Origin of the sequence: Trebonia sp., from assembly GCF_030042015.1 — a bacterium.
In the GTDB taxonomy this organism is placed as follows: Bacteria; Actinomycetota; Actinomycetes; order Streptosporangiales; family Streptosporangiaceae; genus Trebonia.
The window spans coordinates 1-17838 of sequence record NZ_JASIAL010000410.1 but is presented as its reverse complement, the minus strand read 5'-3'; the positions used below and the strand labels follow the sequence as shown (position 1 = coordinate 17838).

Annotated in this window: 9 protein-coding genes; 4 read left to right on the top strand and 5 right to left on the bottom strand. The window is 68.0% G+C overall.

The window, feature by feature from the left end:
- Positions 1–877, top strand: an 877-nt coding sequence (locus Q1N79_RS22140) for a nucleotidyl transferase AbiEii/AbiGii toxin family protein (RefSeq protein ID WP_300611984.1), incomplete at its 5' end; no start/stop codon positions are given.
- Positions 878–1191: 314 nt separating this feature from the next.
- Here the strand turns inward: Q1N79_RS22140 and Q1N79_RS22135 are convergent.
- Complete coding sequence (locus tag Q1N79_RS22135; protein WP_300611982.1) at positions 1192–3969, bottom strand: CHAT domain-containing protein; 2778 nt, start codon at positions 3967–3969, stop codon at positions 1192–1194.
- A 9-nt stretch (positions 3970–3978) separates the two neighbouring features.
- Between Q1N79_RS22135 and Q1N79_RS22130 the strand changes: the two genes are divergently transcribed.
- Together Q1N79_RS22130 and Q1N79_RS22125 are read left to right on the top strand one after the other, a co-directional pair.
- Positions 3979–4266, top strand: coding sequence for a hypothetical protein (locus Q1N79_RS22130; RefSeq protein ID WP_300611979.1), 288 nt, complete (start codon positions 3979–3981; stop codon positions 4264–4266).
- A gap of 398 nt (positions 4267–4664) precedes the next feature.
- A complete protein-coding gene (locus Q1N79_RS22125) occupies positions 4665–5432 on the top strand; it encodes a hypothetical protein (RefSeq protein ID WP_300611976.1) in 768 nt (255 codons plus the stop codon).
- A 77-nt stretch (positions 5433–5509) separates the two neighbouring features.
- Here Q1N79_RS22125 and Q1N79_RS22120 read toward each other — a convergent pair whose 3' ends face one another.
- The 4 genes from Q1N79_RS22120 to Q1N79_RS22105 all read right to left on the bottom strand — a co-directional run bounded on the left by Q1N79_RS22120 (position 5510) and on the right by Q1N79_RS22105 (position 15571).
- Positions 5510–6730: a hypothetical protein gene (locus Q1N79_RS22120; RefSeq protein WP_300611973.1), complete on the bottom strand. Its 1221-nt coding sequence runs from the start codon at positions 6728–6730 to the stop codon at positions 5510–5512.
- Positions 6731–6985: 255 nt separating this feature from the next.
- Positions 6986–8476: an IS1380 family transposase gene (locus Q1N79_RS22115; protein ID WP_300611970.1), complete on the bottom strand. Its 1491-nt coding sequence runs from the start codon at positions 8474–8476 to the stop codon at positions 6986–6988.
- Positions 8477–8673: 197 nt separating this feature from the next.
- Positions 8674–9252: a hypothetical protein gene (locus Q1N79_RS22110; RefSeq protein WP_300611968.1), complete on the bottom strand. Its 579-nt coding sequence runs from the start codon at positions 9250–9252 to the stop codon at positions 8674–8676.
- Between the two features lie 16 nt (positions 9253–9268).
- Positions 9269–15571: a hypothetical protein gene (locus tag Q1N79_RS22105; protein ID WP_300611965.1), complete on the bottom strand. Its 6303-nt coding sequence runs from the start codon at positions 15569–15571 to the stop codon at positions 9269–9271.
- 986 nt (positions 15572–16557) lie between these two features.
- Here Q1N79_RS22105 and mobF point away from each other — a divergent pair.
- A partial coding sequence (mobF, locus tag Q1N79_RS22100; RefSeq protein WP_300611962.1) for a MobF family relaxase occupies positions 16558–17838 on the top strand: 1281 nt, incomplete at its 3' end.

Here is a 17838-nt window from a genome sequence, read left to right as displayed (position 1 = left end):
AGCTGCGGGCCGCCGAGGCCGGGGCAGCCTGATGCCGGTAAGTGACCTGCACCGCCGGGTAGCCGCGGTGGCGCTGACCGCGGCGCGCGAGCACGGGTTCGCGCTGGGCGGCGGGAACGCGCTGCTCGCTTACGGCGTGATCTCCCGGCCGACCCAGGATGTGGACCTGTTCACCGATCAAGAGCACGGCGTGGAGGCAGCCGCCGGGGCGGTGGAGGCCGCGCTGCGGCATGCGGGGTTTGAGGCTGAGCGGCAGGATCAGGTAGCCGGGCTGGACGACCTGTTCCCGGGCATGGGGGAGGGGCTGGCGGAGTGGGTGGTGACCGCTCCCGGCGGGGCGCAGATGATGCTGCAGCTGGCGTATTTCGACCGCGGCTGCCACCCGGTGGTGATGGACATCGGGCCGGTGCTGGACCTGGAAGACGTGGTCGGCGGCAAAGTCTGCGCGCTGGCCAGCCGGGTCGAGCCGCGAGACTACGCCGATGTGGCTGCGGCGCTGGAGCGCTACACTCCGATGCAGCTAATCGGCTTTGCCCGCCGACTGGACCCGGGCCTGACCGCCCAGGACTTCGCTGAAGCAGGGCTGCGGCTCGATGAGATGGACGACCGGGCATTTGCCGAGATAGGGCTCGGGCCCGCTGATGTCACCGCGCTGCGGGAACGGCTTTCCGCCTGGCCCCGCAGTCCGGAGGCGGCCGACCGGGAGCCGGGGCCCGGCAACCCGTCCGAACACCAGGCGGCGCCCGGGCACACGCCGGCCGTCGGCAGGCCTGGACCGGACATACAAGAGGCAGAACCAGCCGATCGACGACAGCAGCAGCTTGGACCCGAACCGGCCGCCCAGACCGAACGGGACGATCTCGAGGCTGAGCCATGACCGGTTCAAGCCGGGCGAAAGGGCGACCTTCTGCATGCCATGCAGACCGATTTCGTCTGACGGCGTCGTGTTGGGTCCGGTTACCGCAGTTCAGGCCCACAGTCGCGTCTGACGGTGTCGTGCTCGGTCCGGCATTGCCTGGCAGGGTTGTCACTTGGATTGTCACTTGCTTTCCGGCCTCCCGGCTAGGGGAGGCTCCTCCACGGCGGATGCAGATCACCGGCTCGTTGCCTCCGAAGAGATGTTCTAACGGCAAGGCGGGCAACAGGGCCTGCACACACGAAGCGCGGATGCCAGGCTGGCGTGCCGTCGGTCTACAGGGAGCCGGTAGAAGCGAACGGGATCCATCGTTCGGGGTGCTGTGGGTAGGCGCTCCGGACGGCGCGGCAGACGTCGCGTATGACCCGGGGGGTGTCCTCCGGGTGCAGGGCCGGGGTCCCGTTCTCGGTGGTGAGCAGTTCCCTGTACATACGGGCGGCGAAGTCTACGGCGTGGTCGTCGGCGACCGGCCAGAGGGTCGCCACGACATACTCGCATCCGGCGATGCATAGGGCGGCGGCGATGGTGACGGTCTCGTCGGGAATGGCTGCTGACCCGTGGTGGGTGGAGCAGGCGGATAGGAAGGCGAAGCGGGCGCTGGGCAGGCGGCGTTCCAGCAGGGTGCGGATGGTCAGGCGGCCGTCTGTCAGTTCGATGCCGCCGTTAACGGGGGTGTGCTCGTCCGTGGAACCGTGGGCTGAGAAGTGAAACCAGGAGTGCGCCGTCATTCCGGCTAGGACGGCCTCTACTGTCGCGCCGGGCCCGGTTAGGTGCGCTGCGCCGGGGAAGGCCCGCATCAGGTATTCCGCCTCCTCGCGTGCACCGGGCAGCGGCCGTTGTCCGGGGGTTTCGGGCATGGACACGATCAGGGGCGGCGTGGTTACCTCGTCTGCGGCAGGCTCGACGGACCCGGCCGGTGCCAGGGCGCGCAGCCTGGCGATGTACACCGACTCAGCCCGGTCGATGACTGCCTGCGGCCCGGGCTGGCCGTGACGGCCGGCGGCGTGAAATGGCAGGAAGGCCGCCGGGCCCGTCGGGCACCAGTGGATCCGCGGCGTGCTGCTGTCAGCCGGGGCCTCGGCGGTGATGCCAAGATGCCCCAGGACGGGCTCGCACACAGTGTCCCAGAGCCACACGAGCCGGCTCGCGATTCCGTTCCGGGCGGTGGAGCCGACCCAGCCTGACTGGGCTGCGTTCTGGGCTGTGTCACGGAAGAACTCGGCGGCGTCCTCGGCGTCCGGCCTGGACAGGGACGGCAGCGGAACGGCCACCGCCCCCGCGGAGGTTACGGCGATCGCATCGCAGCGGTACTCGCTGATGTTGATGATCACGGCCGAGCGCTGCCCGACGGCCTGTTGCAGCCTGGCGAAGCCGGGCGGGCTGAACAGGCCCGCGCATCCGGGACGCCCGCGGATCTCGCTGATCAGGCTCTCGAGCCGGCGTGCGAGAGCACTGCGGTGGTCAGCTTCGCTTTCCTGGTGCGGCGGGCGGTCGGGGAGCTCGAATTCCTCGGCGCCCAGGTCCGGGATGACGATGTTGTCGAGGTCGTGTCGGAGATCTTCGAACTCGCGGGCCAGATCCGGGTCCGCCTGGCGCAGCAGCGCAACCTCCGCGCTGTCATCGACGTGGCGGTCCAGCAGGACTCCGCGTCCCCGCTCAAGGAACTCCACGGCTGTTTCGGGCTGCCCGGCGGCGACCGCGACGGCGGCGGCGTCGGAAGGGATCCCTGCGTACGCGGCGAGCATCCGTTCCTGGTCCCGGCGTTCCATGCCCCGCCATGCCGCCGAGTCCAGCAGCTCGACTGCGAGCGTGTACAAGCTCATGCTCACGGCATTCTCACCGCAGCGGGCGGCAAGGACCGCTCCGGCCTGCGTGATGTGCAGGCGCCTAAAGACCGCCAGCCGGGCGTCGCCAGCGGCGAGCTGGTACGCCTCGATGGCAGCCGACGCCGTCTCCGGGTCCCCGGTGAGGTCGTACTGGACGGCCAGGGCGTGCGCAAGGCCCGCGGTGAGCAGCGTCGATGACACGTCGTCCGGCTCGGAGGTCCTGACCGCCCGGCATCGCGTGACTGGGTCATCGAGAACAGCCGCGTTACCGCTGAGCCGGGCTAGCGTAGCTGAGGCGATCGTGAGGTTCAGCAGGCGGTTTGAGTACTCGCTGTGTTCTGGTTTGGTGGCGTTGGCCGCCTTCCGGGCGAGGCAGACAGCCTCCGTCGCCCGAGGAAGCGCTACGGGCTCGCCGCTGCCGGGCAGGCTGGCGAGTGCTTCGAGGATCGCGCCGTGATTCGACTCGATCACTGCGCGATCCGGATCGTCATGCCGCAGCAGGCGTGCCGCCCGCGCAAGGCCGGCGGCTGCCTTCTCCAGCTTCGTTGCGGAAGGCAGGTAGCACAGTGCCTGCGCGTGCAGGGTGAGGCGCATCGGCCGGTACGTGTGGCCGGGCGGTGTGGCCTCCACCACCTTGCCCGACAAGACGGCGGCCTCATCGAAGTCGAGCAGCGTGCCGCGCAGCTCCCCCCGCAGGAATAGGCCGTACGCAAGCCCGAACAGGCAGGTCCCATACTGGGCATGGCGGGGATTGGCCGCGGCGACAGCCTCTCGGCCCTTCCGGATGGCCGTGTCGAGGGTGGCCGGGTCGCCGTCGCGCTCAAACAGGGCGAGCAGCACGGACACATGAGTGTTCAGCCGCTCGGATTTCCTGGAATGCCCTAGTGGAGTCTGCTCGGCGGCATATTGCACCGGGCCGAGCGACGCATCCAGGTACTCGCGGTTCCTGGTCAGTTCATAGGCACGGAAGAGCGCCGAACCGTAATCGGACTCGATGACCAGCGAGTTCTCGCCGCCGGGCGGGCGCTCGTGCATCGCCTCGACATGGTCCGCCACGACATCGTCCAGTTCGGCACGACTGCGGCCGGCGGACCGCAGAAGGCGCTCCAGCCGGGCATTGCCCAGGGAAGTCAAGACCAGGGACCGGTCGGCTGAACCATCGGGATGCTTCTCCGCCGCCTCAAGGACCGCGACGGCCTCGTCCAGCTCAGCGACGTTGCGGAACATAGCTCCGCTGTGAAGCAGCGTTATGCCCAGCTCCAGCATGCCCTCGCCGTAACCTGCGTGGCCCCGAGGCGTCAGACCGGCGCGCTTCTTCCTGGCCTGGACCGCCGTCCGCATTACGGCCCTGTCAGCTGTACGCTGCGCCTTCAGCAGCAGCGCCTGGCCCTGCCGCCGCAGGAAACGGACCTGCTGATCACGAGTACGGAAATGCTGCTTGTTGGCGTCAAGGAGATCCAGTACACGGTCAACGGGGCCGTCCGTACCGTCGGCCTCCGCTTGCTTGATCAGCGCATCGGCTAGGTTGACCACGGACTTCCAGTACTCCACGTGCGGCCCCCGGCTACAGACGCTCATGACCTCGTCGAACAAGGACACGGCGTCGGCGATACCTTTCGGGTCGCCAGCAGCCAAGGCGCTCTCGAGCATCCCGGCGGCGCGTTCGGTCAACTCAGACAGCTCGACCTGTTCCGTAGCCCTCCGTTGATTCACCCGGTAACTCTATAGGTTCCCGTAACCCGTCCTCGGCGGTCACGAGCGGCAACCTCACTACCTGGTAGCGGTTAAATCGCCGATCTTCGCATACCACATGCATCGTGCATATAGCGGGAACTTTCCTGCCAGCTTCACCGACATCCCGATAAAGATTGTTAGTGCCGGACACTTCACCTGATACCGTGACCTTGAGACGGAGGTAATGGATGAGCGAGGAAAGCGGACACGGAACGCCTGCATTACTAGTCGTGGGGCAAGTTCTGCAGGAGGCCGCTGAAGTAGTAGCAAGCCAAGAGGGCGCTCGCACATGCCTGAAGGTTCGCTCTGGCGAGCATCTGGCAGCGATATTCTTGTGCGGTCTCTTCGGCTGCGCGCCATCTGCCTTTGACCGGGATGGCGGGCCTGATCTAGTGTTCGATGAATACCCAGAAAAGTCATGGTTCCCCTACGCAAGCCCAGCGGTCTTCGAGATAAAATCGCTGCCTGGCTCGTTTCGCGAGCAACTGGACCTTCTGCTGCGTAGTGAAGCTTCCGGTAGGAGGGCCGGGCTTCCATTCCCGCTGCGCCTTTGGACGGCAGCCGAGGTAATGCGGGACGCGCACCCGACAATAGTAATGGCTGAGCGCTCGCTTAGCAGGAAAATGTCCCCTGACTACTCCCGAAACGTCTTCCTGATCACGCACCCGTTCGATCACTTTGCTGTGGATGTCGCCCAGTCCCTGGTTGTCAGCGACCTCATGCCTAAGAATGTAGGCTACGATTCACTAGACAGCATCTGGGTTTACTGGCCTCCTGACAAGCTCGTCATGTGGTCTAAGGCGACTCAGGTTTGGACTGACATAATTTTCGCGGTCAATCCCGCGGTTCCATTTGCCGACGACAAGCTTTCATTCATCCAAAACGTCGAGCTCACATACATGGCTGCGGTGGGGATAAATGAATCACCGTATGTCTACAATATTGAATTCCAGTAGGAGTCGCGTACTACTGGGCCGCTATGGTGCCAACGGGACGATTGGCGCTCGTGGTTTTGTGGCTTTGCCGCCGTCAGTCACGATCGCTGCGTTATGGTCACGACGATGACCTGGGGATACGATTCCGCCTTTCCTGGCCGCGCGATCCTGCCGACGCTGATCAGGGCGGGCTGGCTGCCCCTGGTCCGAAATGCCGGGTGGCGGTCGGTGGAGTCCCGCAACTCCGTAGATGTCACCGTGTGCCCGGCGGCTGCGAGAGCTGCCGCGAGGTCATCAAGGGGCAGGGGGCGCCGCACGCGTGCGAGGTGGCGGGCGGCGAGTTCTTCAACTGTCGGCGTGCCGTACGGCTCGATTATCCTCAGGGCCTGGCGTGCCGTGCTGTAGGCGTCGGTGGCGTCGCTGAGAGCTTCAATGCCTGCTGCGGCCACCCGACGGATTTCCTGGCTCGCTGCCCGCAGCCGGTCGCGTCTGAAGTACCCGGCCTGATAGGCGACCAAGGCGATGGCTGCACCGATCCCGAGCGCGGCGAGCGGGTGGCGGCGGGCTGTTCCTATGGCGGCGGTAACTGGCACGGCGATCAGGCGGGCTGCCAGTTCGAGGGCGTATGCCGCCTCGGTAAGGGTCGCCTCGTAGCCGGCTGCTTGCAGCAACTGGTGGGCGAGTGGCAGCCAGGTGCCTGCCAGGGAGTTGGCCAGCCCAAACCGGCTGAAGACACTGTCCGCGCTGATGATGACCGCAGGCGCAAGGAACTCCGCGAGCGCCGCGGTACCCAGGTCGTCCGGATCACCTCTCAGCCGCAAGGGTAGTTCAGGGTCGGCTTGCCTGACTGCCCGGATTCGAGGGTGCAGGTAATCACCCATGGCCAGGTCGACTACGGGCACCAGTGGCATGATGTCGCCCCACAAGACCCGCTCAGCGTCCCGAAGATCGAGGCCGGGATGGCCTTCTGCCACGTCAGCCAGGTGGCGTACGAGTTCGCCCGGAACGTGCGCGCTGACGTAAGTATTGGAGCGGCCCGTCGTGGCCAGCCCGGTGAACAAGTTCTCGGCCACTGAGCTGCGCGCCGCGTTGCAAGCCCTGGACGCCAGGGCGTTGGTGTCGGTAATGCCGACCAGCGCGGGCACAGGCAGGGTCATCGGATGCGTGGTGCCTATCCACGGCCGGTACTTCACAGGCTGGGGCTGCTGATCGCTCACGGCCTCAAGATAGGGCCGTGGCCTGACATTCCATGCATGAATATCGCCCGTACGCGAATACGGCGCACCCGGCGAGGCGCTGGCCCTGACCGCCGACGGCACCCGCCTCGCCCGCGAGGCCATCCGTCCTTGCCCTACTCGCCGCGTGTACGCAAAGTGATGCCGTCTATCTGATCCGCCCACTAACCCTGATCTTTCATCGGGGTTGGGGCCTGACGCTGACAGCGTGGCGAGCCGCGTTCTGGGACCAGATTTTAGTGTCCGGGGATGACAGCATTCCGGCTGTCGGGCCGGGTGGCCGGGGGTTCCACGGGCCCCGGAGTCTCCTTTCCTGCCCGCTGGGACGGGTTGTGCTGGTCAGGGTGCTTGCGGTAGGGATTGGATCCGCTGCCAGGCTGCGGTGATCGCCTCGGCCCAGGGCCAGGACGCGGCGATTTTCAGCCATCGCCGGCGCCCGCCGCGGACCAGCCGGGCGGCGGCGTGCAGGATCCGGTAGCGCAGCGTTTTCGGCTCGGCCCGGGCCAGGTCGCCGTCTAGGGCCAGGAGCCTGAGCCAGGCCAGCAGGATGCAGGCGGTCATGGACGCGTCCAGCCACGCCTGGTTCAGCCCGTAGTCATGTGACGGGAAATGGCCGAGGCCGGTGTCCTTGCCGGTGCGGATCACGTCTTCTATCCGGGCGTGGACGCGGTGCGCGGCGTCGATGTAAGCGCACTGGCCCTGCCAGCCGCGCGTGGTGACAGGCCGGTTCGTCACCCACAGGGAGTAGCGCCAGCCGTCTTCGGCCTCGAACAGGGTTAGCTGCGCGCCGGGGTGCGGCCGCTCGCGGCGGGCGAAGACCCGCATGCTCTTCGGCCAGGCCTTCAGCTGGTCCCCGGCCGGGCCCTCGCGCAGCAGCCCGGTCAGCTCCGTGACGTGGGCTTCCCCGGTCCAGCAGGCCCGGTCCGCGCAGCGCAGGTCCGCGCAGGCGCCGTCGGCGCGGCGCTCGCGGACCCCGCCCTTGCCGTCGATCGCGGCCTCCCACCCGGTCTCGGGGACCAGGGCCAGCGCGGCCCGTTCCCGTTCGGTCAGCGCCCAGCCGGCGGAGTAGATCACCTGGCAGCCGCGGCGCGAGGCCAGCTTGTCCAGCTTCTTGACCAGGTCATGGCTGGCGCCGGCCCCGTCGCAGGTGATCATCAGGTTCCGCCGCAGCGCCGGCGGCAGCGCCGCGATCGCCTCATCCAGCAGCCGCAGGTGATCGGCGGCCGTGTTGCTGCCGGCCGAGCCGGGCCGCAGCATCCAGGCCAGCGGCTCCGCCGTGTTGTCGCACCCGGCGATCAGCGGATGGTGGCCGAAGCCCTTGAAGTTCGGCTCGGCCATCTCCTTGTCCGAGTGCGCGCGCACGACGGTCGCGTCCAGCCGGATGCAGGTCACCCCCGTCAGCTTCCGGTCCGCGACCCGTACCGGCGGCAGCCCGCCGTGCCGCGCCGTGCCCTGCGCCCAGGCGTGCCGCCTCGCCTTGTTCACCGCGGCGGTGACCTTGCGCCGTCCCCGGTCCCCGCGGGAGGCCATCTCGCTCAGCGCCCGCCACGCCGTCGGCACCGACGCGACCGGGCCGGACAGCTCCCGCTGGTCGCCCATCACCCGGAAATCGCTGATCACCCGCGCGCCGTCCGCGATCGCGCACGCCAGGTCCGCGAACACCCGGCCCCGGTCATGCCCGCCCAGCGGCGACGGCAGCGCCGCCGACAGCCCGGACGTCAGGCCCGTCCGGTCCGCCAGCTGCCGCAGCAGCACCAGCCCGGCGTGCGACACGACACCCGTGCCGCCGCCGGTAACTTCAAGACCGCGCGACCATCCTGTAGCGTTCACGTAGAAAGTGCTCCTCGAACCCAGGCGGATAAGAGCTTTGACAACCCTTATCGTCCCAGTTCAGGAGCACTTTTCCATGCAGGCGCGCCGCCCAGTCACCAGATCCCGGTGAAAAGCCAGGGCTAATGTCCCGTCGCTGAGGGGACAGAAATTACCTTGCATGAAGCGATCTATCGGCCTTCTGCGCTCATTGGCTGTTACCGCTCCTTGCCTCGCCGTACTTCCGTGATCGCGTCGCTTATTACCGTGAGCTGCCCGATTGTCCGCATTATGTTGGCTTGGACGCGATCCAGGGACTCCATCTCCTCGGGGTTACAGGTGCTTTCCTCCGCGAGCCGCGCAAGGCGACCCAGTTGGCGGATTGCACGGCGCTCCTCGTCCTCGGCGACGGTTTCGCTCAGGCGGATCCATCGTGCTTCGCGGTCAAGTGCTGTGGCTGCTGCCTCGGCTATGAGAGCGCGGACGATCTCCCGGGCGCTGTCTTCCACCCTGAGCGCCAGGCTGAGCAGGGTGTCTGAGATTACCTCCTCAGTGCTTGGCTCGGCGTCCGCGGGGAAGGGCCGGTAGAAGCGCCACGGGTCTTGAGGCTCGGCGAGGCGGTCCAGGGCGAGGAATACGCGCCCGAACGCGTGCATCGGCGGGTGGCCTCCGGGCAAGCCGGCATGGCGTTGCCATAGCGCCAGGATGGATTCGGCTGCTGCCTGCTCCTTGGCCTCGCGGTCGCTTTCTGCGGCTGACTCCGCGGCGGTGATCTGCTCGGCGATGTAGTGGGCCATCCAGCGGCCGAGGAGGTCAGTCCGCTCGAGTTCCCCCGCCAGCGCCTTGCCGAGTTCGGTGACTGAAGAAAAGGCCGATATCGGCGCCCTCGACTCCGAAGCCGAAGACCTTGTAGGACTTCTCGAGGTAGGGAAATCGTTCATCGTCGTTTCCGTCCTGGGAGTGCCATCGCCGCCGGTGGGTCCTGTCGATCATGACGGTGAGGATGAGATGGCTGCCGGTGAGGCGCAGCAGCTCGCCAAGTGCGTCCCGCCTTATCTCAAGGCGCTTGCCGCTGGGGCCGCCGCGGGAGTTCGCACCCCGGCCGTCTGAGTCGTCCCACAGCGTCGAGCGCATGACAGCCGTGTCGCCCTGCCGCCATTCGCGCATGTCCTCGTCCACGCTCAGGCCGAGCAGCGTGATGATTTCGCGGGACGGCTGGGGCGGCGGGAATGTGGTGTGGGCTGCCAACGGGTCATAGGTGTCCAGGCCGTCGCGCGGGTAGGGGGTGGCGATCCATCCCGATAGCCGGTAACCGAACTCATCGACTGTGAAGTCGCCGTCTCCGATGTCGGGAAGCCGGAAGTCATCGTAGGAGTCGGCCGTCTGCAGCGCCGCGGCCAGGGCTCGGCTGTGAACGGTGTCGACCAGCGCGGAGCGGACCTCGATGTCCTGGCTCCGGTCGTAGTGCTGCTCGACGGAGTCTTCCCACACCGTTACCCAGTTATCGTCGGCTGACAGGCAGGCCTCGAAGCTGTCGCCGGTCAGGCTCAGTTCCCACTCGTCGTGGCGTCCTAGTCCCCGGTCCTCAGGAGGGAGCGGGAGTACCGGGCGGGGCGCGGCATCCCGCCGGTCGGCCAGCCATCGTCCGTCGGGGCGGCTTGGCCTGAAGTCCTGCAGCCATCTGCCAAACGAGTTCTCCTGGCCCGGCTCGCCGCTGTAGACGGGCCGTTGCCGGATCTGCCTCCCGGCGACGGTCATCAGCGAGTGGAAGCCCAGGTAGCGGCCGAGGTCGTCTTCCTTCGGCCACTCGCTTCCGTGCGCCCAGGTTGCGTCGTCTCGGTACAGGCCGCGGTTACGGCGCTCGTCCTCCTCCGTCCTGGCGCTGCGGGAGAAGTTCCATTCGGCGTCGGCGATGTCGCTGGCCATCCGGGTCACGTCCGGGACGGACAGGTCGAACGCCTTGGCAAGCCCGTAGCACCAGTACTCGTCGAAGTCGAAAAAGAACCTGAGGTGAGCGTCACTGCGGGCCGGGCCTGATGTGACCGGGCCGGGTTCTGCTCGCAGGCTGATTGGCCTGTTGGCAGCCTCCAGCGCCCCGAGGGCTGCCGGGTCAAGTGCCACAAGACCGGCGGCGTGCAGCGAGAGCAGCACGTTGCGCGTGCTCTGGCGAACCAGGACGTGGTCCCGGTCAGCCGCGGCGGTGGCGAGGAGAAACGGGATGAACGGCGCGAGGCCGAGACGGTCGGGCGAGGCCGCCGAGCGTTCGAGTGCCAGCAGCAGCCATACCAGCGCATGCCGGTCATAGAAGTGGAGGCGGTGGTCAACGAAGGGGCCGACTAGGAGCTCACCGCTGGCGTAGCGTGCCAGTTCCTCGAGCACCGTCGTTTCCCGGAGCGAGACCAGCACGCAGACGGCATGGGCGGCCCGCCACCGGGTCGCGACGGCCGTGTCGCCGAGCGCGGCCCAGATGAAGCCCGCGACACAGGACGCGGCGGAAGCGGGCGGCGCGGGCACATCACTGATGAGCCCGTCTGCCGCGTCGGCGGGCGCGATGTCCTGGTACTGGCCGGTGGCGTCGTCAAAGATCTGCGCGGCCTCTGCCGGGCTGAGCCGAGTGCTGAGACGGCCGGCCAGGGCGAAGCATGCCTCGCCGGCGAGCGTTTCCGGGCGGCGCCCGAGTTCTTCCAAGGCGATGCCCAGAGGGTCAAGATCCGGCCCGGCGGTTTTTTCCAGGGCCTCGGGGTCGATGGGGTCGTATGACCTGATGGTCAGGCCTGCGCAGAATCGCGTGGCCAGCGTGCGGGCCATCTCACGAACGGCTGACCTGACCGACAAGGGGAGCGCTGTCTGGGTTGCGAGCCTGGTGAGGACATCGCCGTAAGCGAACTCGGAAAGCCCGGTGTCGGCGGTGAGGGCACGGATGACCTGGGCGAGGGTTGCCGGCGGGTAGCCGAGCGCAGCTTCGGTCACCTGCTCCCAGGTGAGCGGCGTATCGCGGCAAAGCTTGCGGGCAGCGGTGATGCCGTCGGCAGTGGCAAGGTTGAGCTCGCCCAGTCGACTCAGCGCTGCTTCCCTGGCGCTGGCCCTGGATTCGTCAAGGTGCTCCCAGTCCGTTCCCCCGGACTCCTCGTAGCCGGGGTGGCGCGGCGCTTCATTGCGCTCCAGGCTGGTGCCGTCGAAGGTTGTCCCCGATTGCGCTGCCGCGGCGCGTAGCACGTCAAGGGCGGACCGCGCGCTGACTGCGGATCGGGGCAGCGCAGCGACCGCATCCGCGATGACCTGTGCATCGGCCGGGCGGCCGCGCACCGCCCGCCCGGCCGGCCGCAGGACGTCCGGCCGCTGCTGGAACAGCATCATCGCGATGCATGTCAGCGGCTCCAGGGCGAGTGTGCAGTCGTCGCGGACGGCGAGGGCCTCGATGACTCGGTCCAGCCACCCTAGGCGGCGGTCACGCCACCGCGAGGCGACCGCGATCCCCTCACGAGGGTCAAGTTGCCCGATGGCGTGAATAGCGGCCTCGTGATCGAGCGCGTCGTCCAGATAGGGGGCCAGGCTTTCGGTGACCTGGGCCAGGCGGTACGCGCGGGCGCGGTCCCGCGAGCCGTTCCGGCTCGCGGCACGGCTGATCTTCAGCAGCGCATCCCATCGCGCGTTGACGTCGTCGCCGACGAGTTCGGCAGCTGCCACGGCCTGCTGGAAGTACTCGCGCGACTCATCCTGCGACAAGCGGCAGATTGCGCGGGACAGCCCAATGAGGTCCCCGATCCGCTCGTCCGCGCTGTCATGGCCGGCCGTGATCCCGCCTGTAACGATACCGGCGACCTCAAGTGCCAGTTCGTGCAGTTCTGGGGAGGCGGCGGCGTGCTGGACGATCTCGGTGAGCGCCGCGCGGGAAATGAAGCGGTGGCTAGACCGGACCCACTGGAAGAACTGCGCGCGCGACGCCTCCGACGACTCGATGGCCAGCAGCAGCGAGGCGGTGCGGGCGGCAGCGTTAATGAACATGCGTGGGGTCCGATAGTCGGAAACCCCCCGTAGCGTTTCCCCGGCCACGCGTCTGAACTCGGTATCGGCATCGGTTGCCTCGCCCAGCATGACCCGCGCCCACAGCTCCGCCCACGCGGCGAACGGCGTCACGTTCTCCGTGAACTCCGCAACCTCGCGTGAGTCACCGCCGGGCCGCTGCCTGGCCTCGGCCACTTCCGCCGGGGCCAGCGCGTCGATGTCGAACGCCTCGCCGCGCAGGCACGCCAGCAGCGCCAGCCCCTTGATCACCGACCTGCTGTCCGCGCCCCACCATGACCCGGCCCACGCGGGCAGCCTCGCCGGCAGGTACGGGGCCAAGATGCTCACGGCCTCCGGCCTGGCCAGCAGGCCGTGGCGCGTTCCGAGCGCCACGATCCAGCACACCGCGTGCAGGATGTCAGGGCCGTCATCTCGCGCAGGAATAGCTGCCGACCGGTTGTCCGGCACGCCCCGGGCGCGGAGCACTTCGACGCACTGCTCAAGTGCCTTCAGATCCAGTGTGAGGCCTGCCCGCGCGGCCGAAGACGCAACGCCGAACAGCACGTGCTCGGACGCGTGCTCCGTCTGCAGAAGATCCCTGATCTCCTTGTCCCGGCCTTGCTGGGCCAGCCGCGCCGCGATGATCGCCGCTGGCTTCACGGCGAGGTGCAGCGGCCGCCACCGCTGCAGGAAATCCACCGCGGCCGCGGCACCGTCCACGTTGAGGAGCCCTATCGCGATCTCCGCGGTGTCCTCTGCGGTGACGCCGTTCGTCTCGTGTTCCTCGCGGGGCGCGTTGACCCACGCTGCGGTCCACTCGATCGCGCTGCGCAGCCTGCTGCGGGCGTAATCCTGCTGCGAGGACGCGAACGACAGCAGGGCCCCCTCGTGAAGGAGGTTGGAGTTCGGCCAGTTGCCGGCCAGGTCGCGCGTGGCCACGAGGTCCTCGATCGTCTGGGGATCAAGGAAGGTGCCCGCCAGGTCAGAGTTCTCGCGCAGCAGGCGCAACAGGCGGCTATGGCCGGAGCCCTGCGCGCCGGCTCGCAGGGCGAGGCGCGCCGCCGGCAGGTACGCCCGCTGCCGCAGCGCCGCCTTCAGCGCGAACTGGAGGCGCTGCTGCGCGACCTGCTGCCGCTCGATGTCGTTGCCTACGGGGAGCGCCTCGCCTGTCAGGGCCAGGCGGACGAGCTCGTCGAAGTCGCCGGACTCCCACATGAGCTGCGGAAGCGAAGCAGCCACGTACCCGCTGCCGTTCGCCAGCGGCACCAGCTGCCGGACGAAAAGTCTCAGCGACTCGCCCTCGGGCCTGAACCGTGAGCGGAACCAGGTCTCCGTCGGCTCGTTGAGGAACTGCAGCGTGTCGCCGTCCACGAGCAGCGAGCCGCCGAGGTCGGCCGCGAAGCTGCGGACCAGCGGCGCGGGAACACCGCACAGCGACACCAGGACATCAACCGGAATACGCGGCCTGAGCAGGGCGAGGGCCTGGCACATGGCGCGGATGCCCGCCGCGTGCTCGGGATCGTTGTGGTATATCACGTCATCAACGAGCCGTGCCAGCAGGTCATCAACCGTAGCGACGTCGCTTCCGGACACCTCGCCCAGGCGGGCCAGGCACTCCCCGGCCGTCGCGGACCCGCGCATGACCTGGTCTTGGACGCGGGCGTTGCCTCCTGTCCGGCGGTGAAACTCCCGCGCATCACCCGGCTGCACCGGCCCGAACCTCGACTCCAGGTGCTGGCGGCTCTGCTCCAGCGTGAAGCCGCCCAGCTCGAACATCGCCGCCCCGGGCGGCACCTCCAGCATGCCGACTCGCTCGGTGCGGCAGAACTCGACTACCCGCGCGTTGGGTGGCATCTCCTCGCGCAGCAGGTCAACGACGAAAGAACGCCCCGTGTCCCGCTCGCCCGCAGCGATGACCGCATTGTCCGCGGCGTCGATGGCCAGTACCAGGAGAGCGCCAGGAGCCTGCGCCGACAAAGACTCAGCGGCAGCCCGGACCCTGGCCATGAAGGCCCTGGAGAAGTCCGAAGCCGACGGAGTGCCCCCAGGCACCAGGGGATCGCACAAGCCCGCGCCCGCGAGCTCGTTGGCCAGCTGGACGTAGCCTTGCCGGTGCTCATGACGCGGGGAACTGGAACGCCGGTAGCTGCCCAGGGCGAAGCAGTCGTACACCAGGTACACCGAGCCGGCGGGCAGGAACCCAGCCAGCTGCGACGCTAGCACGGACTTCCCGACCCCTCCCGCCGCATGCACCACCACCGGCCCACGCGACGACACGAGCCTTCGGGCGATCTCAGCGGCCTGAGGAACGGGGACGACGGTCTCCAGTTCCTGCAAGAGCGACGGCGCAGGCAGGAGCTGGTCACGAGAGGCACCCAGCGCCGCGAGCACCGCTCCGGCGGTCACCACCGGCTCCGGCTCAAAAGAGGTGGCACGCCGGGCAATGTCTTCCTTCAGCCGCAGCGCACTATCATTGGGCGCTCCGGGCAATAGGGCACCGACATCCTGTTCGAACAAGTGGGCTAGCCGCAGCAGTCCCGGTGCCCGCGTATCAACCTTGAACTGCCGGCAGAACTGCCGAGCCAGGTCATCGGACAGCCCCAGATACGTCCGGATGTAACCGGCGGTCTTCGGACTCGCGGGACTTGCCCCCTGGCCGATATCGCGCAGCGCCCTGAGAACGGTGTCATCCACGGGCCGGTTGGAGACGAACTCGAACGAGACCCGCTCCCTGAGCCCGGGACTCACGTCACCGAGCGTCGAGAACCTGCGCCCGAAGCCTGCCAGGGTCTTCTTGAGGCCGGACACTGTCCAGGGCTGGTCGGCGTGCTCTGTCGAGTGCTTGAGCTGACGGTAGACGATCTTGCTGGCCCTGTCGGGAGCCACGTCACCGTAGTATTCGGCGATGTCAACCACATACTCGCCAGTTGGATCGTCATCGTCTGCGGCCAGCTCGCCGACCGCCCCGGGATCCTGGGGCGAGGACCCCTCGATCGAAACCGCAGCAAGCCCGCTGCCAGGGAGCAGCAGCTTGAGGCACTGGCGCGCCGCCCAGTAATAGTGGAACTGGTCCCCGTCACGGCTTGAGCGCACCAGGTCAGTAGAGGTCATGCGCGTCCCCTCACAGCGCAGACCGCCACGGGCTCGCTCGACGCGCTAACCGAGGGGAGACACACGCGACACCGTTGAAGCAGCACCGCCATCTCCCGCGTCCCAGGCTCGGCTTCTACCGCCGAAAGCATAGGCGACCGGAGGCCGTGACGAGCGCCTTCCCGACATGCCCGGACGCTGCAGCGAACTCATCGCCGAACTTCGCCGATTTCTGCTTCGTGTGAGCATGGTGGTGCTGCTGGGCCGGGATCACCAAACTCGAGAGGGATGGGCCACGACTCGGTGTAGCGACCGGAGCGCGCGCCATGTCGTCTCAGTGAGCGCCAGAGACGACCGCGGCGGCGCATACATAAGCACACTCTGCAGTAACACGCCCCTCAGGAGACGCGGCCGGGAACCCCGCGACCATGACGAACACATTCGCCTCTTCCAAGTCCACTTGACCTGCTCTCTAATGTGCTATGCCGGACCTTCCGGCAAGCCGACGACGAAGTGCCGGTCACTCTCGACCTCGGCTAGAGGTCGGACGCTGGCTCCTGCCGTCGACGATGGCCTACCGCATGGACGGCCGCTACACCGAAGGCAATGCCCGGAATGTCGCCGAGACGCTAGCTTGCCTGCTCGGGTTCGGCGCGCGATGGTGATTAGTACGGATCTTGGGGACTTTGGATTTCACAGCACCATCTTGGAGAGCCAAGCAAATGGAGGGGGCAGCTCGGGCAACCCGTGTTCGATCACCTCAGCGCCCGTCCGCTAGGCGGCCGCCCGCGTCAGTCCTCCCCCTCCGGCCATAAGCATCTCGCGACGCGCTGCCCCTTCTCCTAAATGATCTTGCTGGCTTGTTTCGGCAGTATTGATCCATGATCTTCGAAGCCGTCACACCCATGCACCATCTGATGATCATGGTCAGTCCCGCCGCCTCCGCCGAGCGGAGGTAGCCCCTGGCAGTCATCGGCACTCTCAGCAAGGGCTATGACCTGGATTACGTGTGGAAGCAGGTCGACCCGTCCCTGGCAGTGAACCCGGCCGCTTATTACATCGAGCCAAGCGAGAAGGGCAGCGAGCCTCCAGGCACCTGGTGGGGCCCTGGCGCGCGGGCGCTCGGCTTCGCCCCTGGCCAGCAGGTCGAGCGCGAGCCGTACGCCCTCCTGTTCGGCGAGCGCAAGGCGCCCGACGGCACACCCCTGGGCCGTCCGCCCAGCGGCAGCAAGAAAGCGGCCAGCATCTATGCAGGCCTGCTGGCCGCCGAGCCGCAGGCCACGGCGGGACGCAAGCGCCAGCTTCGCGCCCAGGCAACGTGCGAGGCGCGGCAAAGCCCGCTGTTCTTCGACCTGACCTTGTCGCTCTCGAAGTCCATCTCGATCTTCCACGCCTCCCTGGGCGAAAATGCGCGCCTCGCACGCGAAGCCGGTGACGCCGACGGCGAGCGCTACTGGTCGGGCCTGGTGGCTGAGACCGACGAAATGATCATGCAGGCGGTGCACGCAGGCTTCGCCTACTTCCAGCGTGAGGCGGGCTACACCCGTACCGGCTCGCACAGCAAGAGGGTCAACGGCCGGGAGACGGGGCAGTGGCACGAGGCGGACCTGGCGGTGGCGCACTGGCTGCAGCACACGTCACGGGACGGCGACATGCAGCTGCACGTCCACTCGCAGATCGCCCACGTCGCCCGGACCAGCAAGGACGGGAAGTGGCGCGCCCCGGACTCGCTGGGCTACGGCGAGCACGCCGGCGCGGTCGCGGCGATCACCGCCCAGCACCTGGAGGAGGCTCTGACGGCCAGGTTCGGCCTGGAGTGGGCTGCCCGGGAGGACGGCAACGGGTTCGAGATCAAGGGGATCGCGCAGGAGATGATGGACCTGTTCTCCTCGCGCCGCCGGGCGATCACCGCCGACGTGCGCGAGCGCGCCGCGCGGTTCGAGCAGCGGAACGGCCGCGCACCGTCGCAGCGGGAACTGGCCCAACTCGCGCAGGCTTCCAACTTCGCGACGCGCAAGGGCAAGGAAGGCACGCTGGACCTGGCGCAGGCGCACGCGGGCTGGGCGGATCGGCTGGCGCGGACGCTCGGCGTGCCGCTCGCGTCGGTGGCCCCGTCAGTCTGGCACGCCGACGCCCACCGCGCCGGCGCAGCCGGTCACCCGCAAGACGCAGACGCCGCACTCGCCCGCGCGGCCCGGCGGGCCCTGGCACTGGCGCAGCAGGAAAAGTCCGCGTGGACCCGGGCAGACCTGGTCAAGCACCTGGGCCGGACCCTGCCCCGCACCGGG